Genomic DNA, 17387 nt, shown 5'->3' on the forward strand with positions numbered 1-17387 from the left:
CATGTTTATCGTGTAGTTGCTTGGCGCGCGGCGCGGCTACACCGCGCCATTGCTTGTGACAGTTGCGTAAGTCCTGATAAAAATCTGATGATTTAAAATACTCATCACCTAATGCAGATTAACAGTTGGCAGATATTATTAATAATTACAAAGTTGTGACTGCGATAAATTAAGCAGGTTGAGTTGATTGAACGTCAAGAATTAAAAATAAGATGCAGTGTTTATTTGTAGTATTTTGCATTTATGAAATGTGTTACATATATAACAGACAGAACTATTGAAAATAATCATGAGAGTATTTAATTTATTGTTAATGATTAATTCTTTTTTAATGAAAGTAAATTAGATAAAAAATATCTTACTATTAAAAAATAAATATTGATAAACAGGTGAGACTTTACAAGCATTATCACCTACATCATGCATGGGAAACAATACAAAAATACCTAGCCGATGACTAACGTACTATGGCTACAAGGTGGTGCTTGTTCAGGCAACACCATGTCATTTCTCAACGCTGAAGAACCGACGGTCTGCGATTTAATTGCTGACTTTGGTATCAAGGTACTTTGGCATCCCTCCTTGGGATTAGAACTAGGCAACGACTTACAAACACTGCTGCGGGATTGTATTTCTGGCAAAATTCCTTTAGATATCTTGGTATTTGAAGGCAGTGTTGTTAACGCCCCTAACGGTACTGGCGAATGGAATCGGTTTGCCGATCGCGCCATGAAAAATTGGTTATTAGACCTCGCCAAAGTTGCTCAATTTATCGTCGCTGTGGGAGACTGTGCAACCTGGGGAGGAATTCCTGCTATGTCACCCAACCCCAGCGAATCGGAAGGTTTGCAATTTCTCAAACGTCAAGAAGGCGGCTTTTTAGGGAAAAATTTTCTATCACAAGCTGGATTACCTGTAATTAATATACCTGGATGTCCTGCCCATCCCGACTGGATTACGCAGATATTAGTTGCGATCGCTACTGGACGCATAGCAGACATTGCTTTCGATGAACTAAATCGTCCTCAAACCTTCTTCAACACCTATACCCAAACAGGTTGTACCCGCAACGTTCACTTTGCCTACAAAGCATCAACCGCCGAATTTGGTCAGCGTAAAGGATGCTTATTTTATGACTTGGGTTGTCGCGGCCCCATGACTCATTCTTCCTGCAACCGCATCTTATGGAACCGTGTTTCATCCAAAACTCGCGCCGGAATGCCATGTTTAGGTTGCACAGAACCAGAATTTCCCTTCTTTGACCTCAAACCAGGAACTGTATTCAAAACCCAAACAGTAATGGGAGTTCCCAAAGAATTACCGCCAGGGGTGAACAAAAAAGACTACGCCTTACTCACAATGGTCGCCAAAGACGCAGCACCACCTTGGGCAGAAGAAGACTTTTTTACAGTTTAGTCATTGGTCATTGGTCATTTGTCCTTTGTGATTTTACCAATGACCGTAACCTTTCACACTTCCCTCTACTTATCAACAATAAATCAAGGGTTTCGACCATTTTGCAGAGGGCGAGTGAATAATACCAATGACAAATGACAAAGGACAAAGGACAAGTAACAAATGACAAAGGACAAATAACAAATGACAATTCAATCATTAGATATATCGCCCGTCGGTAGAGTTGAAGGCGATTTAGATGTTCGAGTTGATATTGAACATGGAAGAGTAGTCAACGCCTGGACACACGCCGAACTTTTCCGAGGATTTGAAGTTATCCTTCGCGGTAAAGATCCCCAAGCCGGATTAATTGTTACACCTCGCATTTGCGGAATTTGCGGCGGTTCTCACCTGACTAGTGCATCTTGGGCATTAGATACAGCTTGGGAAACAGAAGTTCCTCGCAATGCAATTTTAGCGAGAAATCTCGGTCAAATTGTCGAAACAATTCAAAGCATCCCCCGCTATTTTTATGGACTGTTTGCCATTGATTTAACTAATAAAAAATACCGCAATAGTCGCTATTATGACGAAGCTGTGAGACGCTTTGCTGCTTTCACAGGCAAATCTTACGAACTAGGCATAACAATTTCTGCTAAACCTGTAGAAATTTATGCACTATTAGGCGGACAATGGCCCCACAGCAGTTATATGGAAATAAATTAGGGAATTGCTTATATAGTAAAGATTTGCCAGGATATGTGTAATGATTCCCTGGTTTTTCCTTAAATTAGGCGATAAACCCACGGTCAGCTACACCATAAGCAAAGATAGCAAGCAGTAAATCCATTTATTTTTCTCTACTAAAAGTTATTTGCTTTTCTCAGGTATTACCTAATTTTTCCCTAACCCTAGATTAGCGATCGCCCTATCAAAGCGTTTCATTCATGCAAACATCTATTAGATACATCAAATGTGTAGATTATAAACAATGGATGCAGATAGAGTTATATTTAGTACTCAGTGGATCGCGATTAAGGAATCTCCAAGAGGATTTCAATATTTAGAGCGCAAAGGTAAAGATTCTGTTGCCGTATTTTTGCTCAGAAAAAGTGGCGAAAATCTGGAATCGTATGAGGTGCTAATTCGCCAGCAGCATCTTTGTATTGATAATAGAGAGATAGATGGACAATTCACGCTGTTTCCCTGTCCGGTGACAGGAGCATTAGAACAAGGGGAATCGCCGGAAGCGGCTGCTCAAAGAGAGGTGTATGAGGAGACTGGCTATAAGGTTCAGGTTTCACCGTTGGGTCAGTATATTGTTGGCACTCAGGTGAATGAGATATGTTATCTCTACTATGCGGATGTTACCGAGATAGAGCCTGATGTCGCACAACAGGATGGCACTTATATGGAGTCGATCGCCAAAAATGAATGGTATCCGTTTCAGTATTTAGAGTCTTGCGAGTATTCTAGCTGTCAAATTGGATACTTTAGGCTGGATAAGATACTCTTCAAAAGTACGGACTAAAACTCTAAAGTTGGGCAATTATATTTTACATCAAAACTATGCCAACCAACGTTTCAGACTGGATTGAAAAGAATAAGGACTATTTAGTTAAACAAGCCGAGATGTTGCAAAGTGCGATCGCCCGCATGGCAAACAACTCTTTAGAAGTAAAAAAAGTTGGCATCACTGTTTGGGCAGCGATCGTAGGTTTTGGGTTTACCAACCGAAGTGCGGCTTTATTTGTGCTGGCATTTGTCGCTTTTGCGCTATTCGGTGTTTTGGATGTTTACTACTTATTTCTGGAGCGAAAATTACGCGATAACTTTAATCGATTAACTCGAATTTTGAGTGGGTATATCGTTCCTGAAGATCAGGAATGGATCGAGAAAGTTAAAGGAAATTTTATCAAACCCGATAACTCAACCAAATTCCTCGGACAGATTCTTAACACGCTCAAGTCTTGGGCAAACCTGCCGTATTTGATTACGTTCTTGATCACAATTTTGCTGCTGGTTGTGCCACTACCAGCATCGCCATAGGAAGCTTATTAGTTACCGATCCGCAGCCCTCGCTGCATCTTCATTTATTGAGGCAAATTGCTACAAGCCCTAATTCGCAATAATTCCAGGTTATATCACCCCCGAACAACACCTCAGTGCCAGGTAATGAAACGCTGAGATGAAGAATTTACGGTCGTTAATCTAAATTATATAGCCACAAGATTTTTTAGCCAGATAAGATATGAATTGACTTTAAACTCTAAAACATAGTTTTATGAGTGTTGGACAAGCTACCATTTCACTCTAATTGTGCCACCCGATCCATTAAAGCAGCAAACTGTTTTACATTGTTTCCATGACCACCACGTAACCACAATCGAGTCCGAGGGAAACAGCCTAGAGGAGCTTTGATCGAGAAATCAAGCTTTGCATCTGACAATATTTTCTCATCATCACTACGCCAGCCAACTAAGCACCCCAATCGGTTCCATATTTGTGATTCAGTTAATGGCTCTACCTTTTTAGCAAATAGTTTAAAGCGAGGTTTTTCTGGTTCCTGAATTTTTTGCCACATCTGCTGCTGAACTTTTAACCCAAATTTTCCAGCACTATATTCCATCCAGAGACGATCAATGCTACCAAGCAAATCCAAAGGAATTTGCCTAATTTCGGGAGCAGTTAAAGGATTATTTTGGTTTTCCATCAAAATGAGCCTCTTCGTTTGCTCATCTGCTTCTTTTATTTTTTCTGTCTTCAGCAGTTCTTCTAGCTTAAGTAGATTTTCTGAGCGAATGCAGTCACTTATCTCGATATTAATTGATGGCTTTTGTGGCTCCTCTTCTGGTTTGAAAGCAGTTTGATATTGAATTTCAGCAATATCTAGAAAAACTGTTGGCGGTTCTGCCTGCGATTTTTGGGGTGAAAAAAACTTTGGTTCAGGAGGTGCTTGTAATTTTGCTGTTGCAATTTCTGGCATTGCAACAATAGGCTCTTTTCTAAGGCGATAACAAAGTTCTCCAAAGCTTTTTTCATCTTCAAGAATATATTTATCGTTCCCATTAAAGATGATAGGAACATGGGTCAAATCTTGAGGAGAGAATACGACGGGAATAAACTTAGTACTTACCAATTGATTGTTATAAAGATGTTGCCTGATGATCGTTCCTTCCCAGGTGCTTCCTCGTCCAATCCCAGGTTCTTCATCTCCTCTAAATCGCCGCTTATAGGTTTCAGTACAAACTATCAGTACAAACTCAGCCCATTCAATCCTTTTTTCCATCCATAAGTCCCATCCCTGTGAAGGAGTAAATGGAGATTTGGCTCTAATATATTGGTCTATATCAGTTTCTATTCCCCAAGGGTTTCGTAGCGTATTTGCCAAAGCCAACACACGTTCTTGGTGTTCTTCCGAGTCCCAGCTATAGCTGATAAAGACTTTGGTAGGTGCTTTTGTTTCTTCGATCACCTGTTTCTCCACCAAGGTTTGAATGAAGTTGCCATTGATTATAGTCTCTCTCCAAGAGTTAACAGAAACGCCTTCAGTAGATACTTGCAGGGTTGAAAAAAAGGAAACTCATACCTTTTAACCTCCAAGATCAAAATTGGATGTAGCGATTATCCTTTGTTACCACCTCACCTTAAAACCCCTCCCATGCTTTGCATCTTCATCAATAGCTCAAAGAATTAGGGCAAGGACTCAACACGAAAACAACTAATCTATATTATTAGACGGAAAGATTCCGTCTATCACGCCAAACAATCCAGTCAAATAAAGTATTACAGGTAATTTAGTCATAATATTAAGAAATTTTGCGGATATCGTCAAGTTCAACATATTATACAGACAACTTCTAAATAACTACCTAAATCTGGGTAGATAGCAATAAATTTTCTGGCTATTATCTTTTTCCGAGTAATAGACGGAATGATTCGGTATATCTAGCCGATGTTTAAACAAACAAAAATCCCCAATTAGTCCTTCCTGCCATCCCCAATCCCAAAATCGTCTAAACTCAAAGTGTCCGCCAACTGCCAAAGTCCCATGTCTCGCTGGTTCAATATTGCAGGCCCATGTAAAGCTGACAAACACTATACCCTCTCAGCAACAAGTCGTCTCCCGAACTTGTCGATGCTGATTGAACAAGAAAGTTATTTTGTCGTTCATGCACCGCGACAAACGGGGAAAACAACGGCAATGTTAGCCTTCGCACAGCAACTTACCGCAACTGGATGTTATGCAGGAGTAATGGTATCAGTAGAGGTGGGAAGTGCTTTTAATCATGACCCAGGTGCAGCAGAATTGGCAATTTTGGGAACTTGGTATAATACAATTTCCATCCGATTGCCTAATGAATTGCAACCACCTGTTAAACAATGGCAAAAAGAAGAACCAGGACAAAGAATTAGGGCTTTTTTCCAAGCTTGGGCAAAAGCTTCACCCCGACCTTTAGTAGTATTGATTGATGAAATTGATTCTTTGCAAGATGAAACCCTAATTTCGATACTCAGGCAATTACGAGATGGTTTTCCCAATCGCCCAGAAAATTTTCCCTCGTCCGTAGGATTAATTGGTTTACGCGATGTGCGGGATTATAAGGTTGCATCGGGTGGTAGTGACAGATTAAACACATCCAGTCCTTTTAATATTAAAGTCAGTTCGATTACCCTGAGAAATTTTAATGCCGCAGAGGTGCAAGAACTATGCCAACAACATACAGAAGAGACAGGGCAAATTTTCACTCCAGAAGCCACAGCAACAGCCTTTGATTTGACTCAGGGACAACCTTGGTTAGTTAATGCTCTTGCTAAAGAAGTTGTGGAAAAAATGGTTAAAGATAGAAGTATTTCTATTACAAAAGAACATATTTTACAAGCCAAAGAAATATTAATTGCCCGTCAAGATACTCATCTTGATAGTTTAGCCGAACGCTTACGGGAACCAAGGATAAAAGCAATTATCGAGCCGATGTTAGCAGGTTTGGAATTGGGGGATATACCCAATGATGATATTCAATTTGTGATTGATTTGGGTTTGTGTAAAATGCATCCCCAAGGTGGATTAACCATTGCTAATCCAATTTATCGGGAAGTTTTACCCAGGGTATTAACTGTAACACCAATGGCTTCCCTACCAGTGATTGCACCGACTTGGTTAACCCCAGAAGGAGAGTTAAATATAGATGCGTTACTTGCAGCATTTCTCAAGTTTTGGCGACAGCACGGGGAACCATTATTAGGTAGCACTGGCTATCATGAAATCGCACCGCATATCGTATTAATGGCTTTCTTGCATCGTGTTGTTAATGGTGGTGGAACGCTGGAGAGGGAATATGCAATTGGTAGTGACAGAATGGATTTATGTCTGCGTTACAAAGATATAACGTTAGGTATCGAGTTAAAGGTATGGCGCGAGAAAAAGCGTGACCCCCAAACTGAGGGTATTGAGCAATTAGAATCCTATTTAGCCCGTTTGGGGTTGGATTTTGGTTGGTTATTTGTGTTTGATAGGCGTAAAAATGCCCTACCAATGGAAGAACGTTTATCCACCCAGGTTGTGGTGACGGAAAATCAACGTGCGATTACTGTGATTCGGGCGTGAGTATTTTGAATGATTTGTTTATTTGGATATTGAGCGATCGCTTTTCTCAAAGATTTTTTACATTCTGGTTCACCCGCAGCTAGTAGCCTTTCGTTCTCAACAAACCAATTTGATACGTCAGGGTGTAAGCAAACTGTTAGCCCTGACAAACTAAACCAGAGTAACTTTATGCGCTTGACCTAATTTTCAATAAAATTTAATTTGATTCATAATCTCTTGAAGGCTTTTTTGAGGATCGTACATATCTTGATTAATGTTTAATACTGGAAATGAGGGGCGTTCTATTAACGTGTTCAATTTTCTTGGATAATCACGCCACTCTCTTGAGTACTTGACACTTCGAAACAATAAGTTAGATCCATCATCTAGAGTGAGATACTTAGCACTCTTATCTACTAAAAGACAAGCTTGTATATTTCCCCCAATGAATATTTGATTTGGATTTTCAATTGCACGTCGCATCATGCGAACACAAGCCACATCTAATGCTGAGTTCATCTCCATTCCTGCACACATGAGAGAGTTCGTTTCCCGACGAATAGTTTCGCGGGATTCTTCAGCGTTATCCCCGACCACAGCTAGAAGTAATCCATCTTCCTGCTGAATTTCTTCTAAAACTAAATCTGATTCTGTTCCTTTAACATAGATTATTCTTATTTCCCCAATATCATCTGTTGCTGTCATCAAGTACTCAATTTCTTGATCCCACGCATCTTGCCAAAATTCATGAAGTGTAATCTTGGCTCTATCAATGTATTGTTCAAAACTGTAATTTTCATAGAATGTTTTGAAAACTGAGTCTAAATGAATTAAGCTTTGTAGTCCAAGAGAAACAGATCCAGCAATGGAAAACACGAAATCACGGTAACTCTCACTACCATCTGTCACAGCAGACACTATCTGAATTTTAATGCCCCTATCAGTTTTATGTTTAATTTCTGCGTTTGATGGTAGAAATCCTCCTACAGTAGTTTGCTTGGTACTAGCCCCAAGAGTAGTAATACGAGAATCCGCATAGCAGATTGCTCTAGGGATATCGTCATTAGGAGATTTGAATTTGTATGAAATACAGAGGGTCATAAATTTCGTTCAAGGATTCTAAAACTAAAGCTGTACTTCTGCAAAATGGTGAGGGCTAACTATTTATTATACGGAAAGTTTCCGTCTATCACACCAAACAATCCAGTCAAATAAAGTATTACAGGTAATTTAGTCATAATATCAATAACTTTTCCGTATACTTTCCACCTCCAACCGTAACCTTTCATTCTCCATCCGTAGCGCCAATATTTCATTCTTCTGCAACTCAATTAACGACTTTTGACTAATTACCTCACCAAAGGCTTTTTTCCTATTTTCAATGCCAAACCATCTTTGATAGGTTTTTGTATGTTCATCAACAGTATGACCTAAATTGTCTGCTGCGGCTTTGATGGGTATTCCCTGAAGATGCGCTCGAATGGCGCAAGCATGACGCAAATCGTAGGGTTGAAACTCAATTCCCACTTTTCTAAACCATCTGGATATATCTCTCCGCATCCAATTAATATTTTGCACAGATGCAATTTTTGTCACCTTTTTTTCTAAAATCTTTAATGGTTTGGGATTTTGTAAATCAAATAATTCTATCCATTCCGGTACAAAGGGGATAACTTCTCGATATCCAGTTTTTGTATTTTTATTGACTTTCCAAGTATGGTCTATATTTTGGGGACACATCCACCAATTAATGTCTGGTTCGACAAATAATTCCCTTGGTCTTAACCCAAAGGTTGCCAACATTCCATATACCCAACGCCACATTTCCCAGGTATCAATTTCATCAGTAATATTTGTATTTTTGCGATTGAGGGCGAATTTTCCAAATAGGTCAAAAGAAGATATTATTTTATCATCGTCAGGTATTTCTCGATGGGCAGGGGTGACATTATCCCTTGTTATATCAAGTGTAAATCCCAACTTAAAGGTTTTAATAAAAACAGAAGTTACCGCAATTAATTCATTTTTTTTATTTCCCTGAAATGAATTAATAATTTTCTCAAAATGATTTTTTGTTGCCAAAGTTGTTAAAGGAAAGTTTCTTTTAATTACAGATATATAGTTGGCAAAAGTATTTTGACTAGTTATGGTTTTCTGCCGGGCTTGATAATATTTTTCATCAAATGTATCTAATAATTCCCCAATAGTTTTTATCTCTTGCTTCTCTCTAGATTTAATTCCTAAATACTTCTCATTCCAATCGAAAGTATGACGAGCGATTAATTTACCCAATTCGTAACTTTCTTCAATCGCAGTTTTTAATCCCTCTAAATTTGCTGGTATCCCTAGAGACAAGTCATATTGCTTTTTTTCCTTACCTAAGCTGCTATCGCCTGGTTTTAACGGTAGGGTCGCTCGTAACTGAAGAGAATTGCCAGTTTGTTTAATGCTAACTTTAACTCTATCCCTTTTTAAATTACTATTAGCTTCGACTAACTTCTGTTCAAAAACTGCTTGATACTGTAGTTCTGTTGCTTTAATTTTCGCCATTGTTCCCCTATAGCTACCGTCTGTGGTGTTGTGCGGCTCAAAATCTGCAAACATATCGGCGAACAAATCCCTTAAGTCTGCGTTTGCATCCTCATCTGTAGATAGGGGATATGTCTGCGATATTAAGTGTTGGCGATTGCAATCATCCTGGTTTTGATTTTGCTCGATCATTCCCTAAATATTCCCTTATTTATAAACTGAAATAGTGAAAATAAAATGTTCTTGCCGAGCAAAATACCCTTACATAATAAGTTACTCAGGAACATTTTTAGCATACCACTAGTTGCCACAGCAGTTATATGGTGCCTGGTGGCGTGATGTGCGCCCCAACCTTAACAGACATTACCCGCGCTTGGGCAATTCTCGAATATTTCCGTACCAATTGGTTAGAACCAGTGTGGTTGGGTTGTTCTTTAGAACGCTACGAACAAATCCAAAGTTATGATGATTTTAGAGATTGGTTAGATGAAAACCGAAATCATCGAGATTCCGACTTAGGTTTTTATTGGCGCATGGGTTTAGACATCGGTTTAGATAGATATGGCGCTGGTGTTGGTAAATATGTGACTTGGGGATATTTAGCCCATGAAGATAAATACCAAAAGCCGACTATCGAGGGACGAAATGCGGCGATGATTATGAAAAGTGGAGTGTACGACAGCTTCACACACACTCACACCTTAATGGATCAGTCATTCACCCGCGAGAATACAACTCACTCTTGGTACGATGAAGGGACAGAAGATATTCACCCTAGCGATCGCACCACTAAACCCACTGCAATCAATACAAAAGACTTTGATAATGCCTACTCTTGGTCGAGTGCAGTCCTTCACAAAGACTTCGGACGTTTGGAAACTGGCCCCTTAGCGCGGCAATTAGTAGCTGGCGGTAAACATGGCGAATCTTGGCAACACTACGACCCTTTCATCCTTGATGTCTTCAAACGAATGGGTGGTGCTAGTATTCATGTGCGTCAGTTAGCACGACTTCACGAAATTGTCAAGTTATATCGTCAAGCTGAACATTGTTTGCGCGAATTCAAATTAAACGACCCCTGGTATATCAAACCCACAGAAAAAGATGGACGCGGTTGGGGTGCAACGGAAGCAGCACGCGGTTCTTTGTCTCACTGGGTAGAAATAGAGGGCGGTAAGATTAAGAATTACCAAGTTATTGCCCCTGGTACTTGGAATATCGGCCCTCGTGACGGTGAAGGAATCCGCGGCCCAATTGAAGAAGCGTTAATTGGGACACCCATTTACGATTCTAGCGACCCGGTGGAAGTTGGTCATGTGGCGCGATCGTTTGATTCATGTTTGGTGTGTACAGTTCACGCTCATGATGCTAAAACAGGTGAGGAACTAGCACGTTTTCGGACAGCTTAAAAGTTGCTAATATGGCGTGATATCATGTCCGCCAAATTACCCATAATAAAAGAACCCCACCCCCAACCCCTCCCCGCTTTTGGGAGGGGAGACAAAGCACAGCCCTAATACTGCTTGGTTAATAAAGTTATCTGTTGAGGCGAACAGGGGGAGAGAAATTACTTAATAACTCTTTTTCCTCCCCTGCTTATCCAAGCCATATTGAGAGGTTTCCCAGATCGCGTTAACGGTATAGCCAAACACGCAATAGTGACAGCAATTGTTCAGTATCTACGGGTTTGGTGATGTAGTCTGATGCACCTGCTTCAATACACTTCTCGCGATCGCCTTGCATGGCTTTAGCGGTCAGTGCAATAATCGGCAAAGATTTAAATTGCTCGTTTTGGCGGATTCTGCGTGTTGTTTCATAACCATCCATTTCTGGCATCATTACATCCATCAAAACCACATCAATATCTGGTGTATTTTCTAACAAGGTAATCCCTTCTCTGCCATTTTCAGCATATAAAACCTGGATTTGATAAAGCTCCAGCATACTGGTAAGGGCGAAGATATTACGCATATCGTCGTCTACAATTAGCGCTTTTTTGCCAGTGAGTAAGTAGTCTTGTGAATGCAGTTGTTCGAGTATTTGTCGCTTAGGTGCTGGTAAATTTGCTTGGACTCGATGTAAAAATAATGCTGTTTCATCGAGGAGACGTTCGGGCGATCGCACATCTTTAATGATGATTGTTTCGGCAATTCGTCTAAGTTCTGTTTCTTGAGTTTTGCTAATTTCTCTACCTGTGTAGACAATAATTGGTAAAGTTTTACCGTTAGGTAGAAGCTTTATCTGCTCGATCAGTTCAAACCCGGTCATATCGGGTAGCCCTAAATCGAGAACAAGGCAATCAAAATGCTGGGTGCGAATCGCTTCTAGAGCTGCTGTACCAGTAGCCACAGCAGTTGTCGAAACATCACTGTTGCCAATCAACTCAACAATACTCAGCCGTTGAGTATCATCATCCTCGACTACCAATAAATTTTTTACTTGGCGCTCAACAAAACCTTTAATTTTGGTTAAAGCCTCGGATATTGTCTCGCTGGTTAAGGGCTTTTGGAGATATGCGATCGCACCTAGTTGTAAACCGCGCTGTTTTCCTTCCTCAACGGTCATGATATGGACGGGAATGTGCCTGGTATTTGGGTCATGTTTGAGACGATCCAATACCGTCCAACCATCCATTTCTGGCAACCGAATATCTAGCAAAATAGCTGAAGGGAGAAATTGCTGCGCTAGCATCAAACCTGTACTACCAGTTTGAGCAGCGATCACCTTGAATCCTTGTTGTTGCGCCATATCTAGAAGGATACGCGCAAAATTAACGTCATCTTCGACAATTAGTAAAACGCGATCGCCTCTTTCTATAGTAGTGCGATCGTCATTTATGAGTGCTGAGTGCTGAGTGGGGAGTGAGGAGTGGGGAGTAGGGAGTGGGAAGTGTCGATCTAGACTCAGGACTCAGCACTCGTAACTCAGCACTGAATTGTGGTAGATAGAATGTAAAGGTGCTACCTTCACCGGGTTGACTGATTAGTTTAATTTCGCCGCCAAAAAGACGGGCGATTTCGCGGCTAATTGATAAGCCCAATCCAGTGCCGCCGTATCTCCGACTGGTAGAGCCATCGGCTTGTTGAAATGCTTCAAAAATCACTTTCTGTTTTTCGGGGGCAATGCCAATGCCTGTATCGCTGACTGAGAAAGCAATCACAAGCTGGGCATGATTTAAGGTTTCGTTGTCGTTGCTCCACCCTAGCTTGGCTACCGCAATTTGTAAGCGTACCTCCCCATGCTCTGTAAATTTAAAAGCGTTGGATAGCAGATTTTTCAACACCTGTTGTATGCGTTTGACATCTGTATAGATGCTGTTTGGCAAGTCGGGAGTAAATTCAATTGCGAAAGTAAGTCCTTTACTTTGAGCAATTTGCCGGAAGGTACGCTCAATTTGCTCACCCAACTCTGCTAATGGCATTTGGGTCATATCAATGGACATTGTTCCCGATTCAATTTTAGCGAGATCCAGAATGTCATTGATTAACGCCAACAAATCAGTACCGGCTGAGTAAATTGTCTGGCTGTATTCGACTTGCTTGGCGGTGAGGTTGCGATCGATATTATCTGTTAACAATTTCGCCAAAATCAACAAGCTATTTAGCGGTGTCCGCAGTTCATGGGACATATTGGCGAGAAATTCTGATTTATATTTTGAGGAGAGAGCGAGTTGTTCAGCCTTGTCTTCTAAAGAAAGTCTTGCTTGTTCAATTTCTCGGTTTTTGCGCTCGACTTCTTTCTTTTGCATTGCCAATAACTCGGCTTTTTCTTCTAATTCGGCGTTGGTTTGTTGCAGTTCCTCTTGCTGTCCTTTGAGTAAATCTTCAGAGGTTTTGAGTGATTGGGCTTGTTGTTCTAGACGCTTGTTGGTTTCGCGGAGTTCGCTTTGCTGGGTTTGGAGTTCTTCAGCTAAAGATTGGGACTGTTTGAGTAATTCTTCAGTTCGCATCGATGCGGCGATCGTGTTGAGGACGATCGCAATACTTTCGGTAAGTTGGTCAAAGAATGTCAGATGAATTTCGCTAAAGCGGCGGAAGGATGCTAATTCAATCACTGCTGTCACCTGTCCTTCAAATAGTACAGGTAACACCACAGCATTAAGTGGAGTCGCTTCTCCTAAACCAGAGGCAATTCTGACATAATCGCTTGGTACATCTGTTAAAAGAATTCGCTCTTTTTCTAAAGCGCATTGTCCTACTAAACCTTCACCCAAGTGGAAACGGTTAGCCAAATGTCTGCGTTCGCGGTAAGCGTAGCTACTAATTAATTTCAAATACGGCACATTTTCCCCAGACTCCATCAGGAAGAATACGCCGTGTTGCGCTCCTACTAAGGGTGCTAGTTCTGAGAGAATTAGTTTAGATACGGTTTCTAAGTCTCTCTGACCTTGCAACATTCGGGTAAACTTGGCGAGGTTAGTTTTCAACCAATCTTGCTCAGTATTTTTCTGCGTTGTCTCGCGCAGATTAGCAATCATCTGGTTGATGTTGTCTTTGAGTATCGCTACTTCCCCTAGTGCTTCGACGGCAATTGAACGAGTTAAATCACCCTTTGTTACAGCTGTCGCAACTTCGGCGATCGCTCTTAATTGAGTTGTCAGTGTAGCAGCCAATTCATTTACATTATCCGTCAAATCTTTCCAAGTTCCCGCCGCCCCAGGTACTCTCGCTTGTCCGCCTAACTTTCCTTCGATTCCCACTTCCCGCGCTACTGTAGTTACCTGATTGGCAAATGTCGCTAGAGTATCAATCATCTCGTTGATTGTCTCTGCTAAGGTTTCAATTTCTCCCTTAGCATCTAACATCAGTTTCCGTTTCAAGTCACCGTTAGCAACTGCTGTTACAACTCTGGCAATACCGCGCACTTGTGCCGTTAAGTTCCCCGCCATCGAGTTAACATTATCTGTTAAATCTTTCCAAGTTCCTGCAACACCTTGGACTTGCGCTTGTCCGCCCAACTTCCCTTCAGTTCCCACTTCCCGCGCCACCCGCGTTACTTCACTGGCAAAGGAACTGAGTTGATCCACCATTGTATTGGTAGTGTTCTTCAAGTCCAAAATTTCACCTCTGGCATCGACGGTAATTTTCTTAGATAAGTCGCCATTCGCTACCGCTTTCGTAACTTCTGCGATGTTGCGAACTTGTCCAGTGAGGTTCCCCGCCATCGAGTTAACATTGTCTGTTAAATCTTTCCAAGTTCCAGCTACGCCTCTGACGTAAGCTTGCACGCCTAATTTACCTTCAGTTCCCACCTCACGGGCAACCCTTGTTACTTCTGATGCAAAAGAATTTAGCTGATCCACCATTGTATTAATGGTGTTTTTAAGCTCTTGAATTTCACCTTTAACATCAACAGTGATTTTCTTGGATAAGTCGCCGTTTGCAACGGCTGTCGTAACTTCGGCAATGTTCCGCACTTGTGCCGTTAAACTTCCTGCCATGAAGTTTACGCTGTCGGTTAAATCTTTCCAAGTGCCGGCTACACCTTTAACTTCTGCTTGTACACCTAATTTACCTTCAGTTCCCACCTCACGGGCAACCCGCGTTACTTCCGATGCAAAAGAATTAAGTTGATCAACCATTGTGTTAACGGTGTTTTTCAACTCTAAAATTTCACCTTTGACATCAACGGAGATTTTCTTAGATAAGTCGCCATTAGCTACAGCTGTGGTAACGGCGGCAATGTTTCGCACCTGTGCCGTTAAACTTCCCGCCATGAAGTTCACGCTGTCGGTTAAATCTTTCCACGTACCCGCCACGCCGCGCACTTCTGCTTGTACGCCCAGTTTACCTTCGCTTCCCACCTCACGGGCAACCCTTGTTACTTCACTTGCAAAGGAATTAAGCTGATCCACCATTGTGTTAATGGTGTTTTTGAGTTCTAGAATTTCACCTTTGACATCGACGGTGATTTTTTTGGATAAGTCGCCTGTTGCAACCGCCGTCGTTACTTCGGCAATATTCCGCACCTGTGCGGTTAAACTTCCCGCCATGAAGTTTACGCTATCGGTTAAATCTTTCCAAGTTCCAGCTACACCGCGCACATCGGCTTGCACACCCAGTTTACCTTCACTGCCCACTTCACGGGCAACCCTTGTTACTTCACTTGCAAAGGAACTGAGTTGATCTACCATTATATTGATAGTATTTTTCAGTTCAAAAATTTCACCTCTGACATCAACGGTGATTTTTTTAGATAGATCACCATTTGCGATCGCAGTGGCAACTTCGGCAATATTTCGCACCTGTCCGGTGAGATTACCCGCCATTAAGTTAACGTTGTCAGTTAAATCTTTCCAAGTACCTGCAACTCCCCGGACTTCTGCTTGTACGCCTAACTTCCCTTCAGTTCCCACTTCACGGGCAACTCTTGTTACTTCCGATGCAAAGGAATTGAGCTGATCCACCATTGTATTGATGGTATTTTTCAACTCTAGAATTTCACCTTTGACATCCACAGTGATTTTCTTAGATAAATCGCCATTCGCCACAGCAGTAGTCACTTCTGCAATATTCCGCACTTGTGCCGTCAAGCTTCCCGCCATGAAATTCACACTATCGGTAAGGTCTTTCCACGTACCCGCTACCCCGCGAACTTCTGCTTGACCGCCTAATTTTCCTTCTGCACCAACCTCACGCGCAACTCTAGTAACTTCACTTGCAAAGGAATTCAGTTGATCCACCATGATGTTGACGGTGTTTTTCAACTCTAAAATTTCGCCTTTGACATCAACAGTAATTTTCTTGGAAAGGTCGCCATTCGCTACCGCCGTTGTTACTTCTGCAATGTTACGGACTTGGGCAGTTAAATTACCTGCCATCAAATTAACGTTATCAGTCAAATCCTTCCAAGTTCCTGCCACTCCTTTAACTTCGGCTTGTACGCCCAACTTCCCTTCAGTTCCCACTTCACGGGCAACTCGCGTTACTTCCGATGCAAAAGAATTAAGCTGATCCACCATCGTGTTGACGGTGTTTTTTAGTTCTAGAATTTCGCCTTTGACATTGACAGTGATTTTTTTCGATAAGTCACCATTGGCGATCGCAGTGGCAACTTCGGCAATGTTGCGAACTTGTCCGGTGAGATTACCCGCCATCAAGTTAACGTTATCAGTCAAATCTTTCCAAGTGCCAGCCACACCTTGGACTTCGGCTTGAACACCCAACTTCCCTTCAGTTCCCACCTCACGGGCAACCCTGGTTACTTCACTGGCAAAGGAACCAAGCCTTTCTACCATCGTGTTGACGATATTCGCAGTTTGAAGAAACTCACCTTGCAGGGGTCGGCCATCAATTTCTGTAGCGATCGTTTGGGATAAGTCACCATTGGCGACCGACCGAATTACTCGCGTAGTTTCAGCCGTTGGTTGAACTAAATCTGTAATCAGAGTATTGACAGAAGTAACACAATCTGACCATGATCCGCGAACATCTCCAAGAGAGGCGCGATCGGCAATTTTGCCTTCTTTGCCGACAACGTTACCAATTCGCTGTAGCTCCGCCGCCATCCGCTCATTTTGGTCAATAATATCATTGAGCGTATCAGCTATTTTCCCTGCCACACCAGTATGGTCTATAGGCATCCGAGCAGAAAAGTCACCCTGTTTAACAGCATTCAGCGTTCTTAGTAGCTGATTTAAATCTAGATTGTCACTTTCTCTAGTTAACTGTTCGGTTGCCATAGCCTTATCCTTAATCTTAATCCTTGAAGAATTTTTTGTATTTTTTGCACCCCGTATCTTGGTTATCAAAATAGAGAGCAGGGAATAGAAAGTGGATCAAACTAATTTTTATGGGTGCGAGTGTAAGCAGTTGAGAAAGACTGCTAACTAAATGGTATTGCCATTGATGTATCTGGCATACCACTTAGCTAATGA

General features: G+C 41.6%; 7 protein-coding genes and 3 pseudogenes. 6 read left to right on the plus strand and 4 right to left on the minus strand.

Annotated elements, in window-relative coordinates; translation table 11 throughout:
- The first annotated feature begins 453 nt into the window (after nt 1–453).
- The 4 genes and pseudogenes from RMX98_RS29805 (at nt 454) to RMX98_RS29820 (ending at nt 3444) form a co-directional block, all read left to right on the plus strand.
- Complete coding sequence (locus tag RMX98_RS29805) at nt 454–1416, plus strand: hydrogenase small subunit (RefSeq protein WP_322677822.1); 963 nt, start codon at nt 454–456, stop codon at nt 1414–1416.
- A gap of 183 nt (nt 1417–1599) precedes the next feature.
- Nucleotides 1600–2109 (plus strand): annotated as a pseudogene (locus RMX98_RS29810) (nickel-dependent hydrogenase large subunit); the annotation flags it as partial.
- Between the two features lie 277 nt (nt 2110–2386).
- The gene (locus RMX98_RS29815; RefSeq protein ID WP_322677823.1) at nt 2387–2926 is read left to right on the plus strand and encodes an NUDIX domain-containing protein; all 540 of its coding nucleotides are present in this window, start codon (nt 2387–2389) and stop codon (nt 2924–2926) included.
- A gap of 38 nt (nt 2927–2964) precedes the next feature.
- Nucleotides 2965–3444, plus strand: coding sequence for a hypothetical protein (locus RMX98_RS29820; RefSeq protein ID WP_322677824.1), 480 nt, complete (start codon nt 2965–2967; stop codon nt 3442–3444).
- Nucleotides 3445–3703: 259 nt separating this feature from the next.
- Here RMX98_RS29820 and RMX98_RS29825 read toward each other — a convergent pair whose 3' ends face one another.
- Entirely contained in the window at nt 3704–4870 is a 1167-nt protein-coding gene (locus RMX98_RS29825) for a GUN4 domain-containing protein (RefSeq protein ID WP_322677825.1), read from the minus strand.
- A gap of 576 nt (nt 4871–5446) precedes the next feature.
- Here RMX98_RS29825 and RMX98_RS29830 point away from each other — a divergent pair.
- The gene (locus tag RMX98_RS29830; RefSeq protein ID WP_322677826.1) at nt 5447–7003 is read left to right on the plus strand and encodes an AAA-like domain-containing protein; all 1557 of its coding nucleotides are present in this window, start codon (nt 5447–5449) and stop codon (nt 7001–7003) included.
- Between the two features lie 186 nt (nt 7004–7189).
- Here RMX98_RS29830 and RMX98_RS29835 read toward each other — a convergent pair whose 3' ends face one another.
- Nucleotides 7190–8083 (minus strand): hypothetical protein, encoded by an 894-nt coding sequence (locus RMX98_RS29835; protein WP_322677827.1) that lies wholly within the window; start codon nt 8081–8083, stop codon nt 7190–7192.
- 141 nt (nt 8084–8224) lie between these two features.
- Nucleotides 8225–9703, minus strand: a complete 1479-nt coding sequence (locus tag RMX98_RS29840) for a site-specific integrase (RefSeq protein ID WP_322677828.1) — start codon at nt 9701–9703, stop codon at nt 8225–8227.
- A 116-nt stretch (nt 9704–9819) separates the two neighbouring features.
- On the opposite strand from RMX98_RS29840, the pseudogene RMX98_RS29845 reads away from it, so the two are divergent.
- Nucleotides 9820–10920: pseudogene (locus tag RMX98_RS29845) on the plus strand (nickel-dependent hydrogenase large subunit); the annotation flags it as partial.
- A gap of 223 nt (nt 10921–11143) precedes the next feature.
- On the opposite strand, the pseudogene RMX98_RS29850 reads toward RMX98_RS29845, so the two are convergent.
- Nucleotides 11144–17192 (minus strand): annotated as a pseudogene (locus RMX98_RS29850) (HAMP domain-containing protein).
- Nucleotides 17193–17387: the final 195 nt, after the last annotated feature.

Source organism: Nostoc sp. DedQUE02 (assembly GCF_034531035.1).
Lineage (GTDB): Bacteria > Cyanobacteriota > Cyanobacteriia > Cyanobacteriales > Nostocaceae > Nostoc.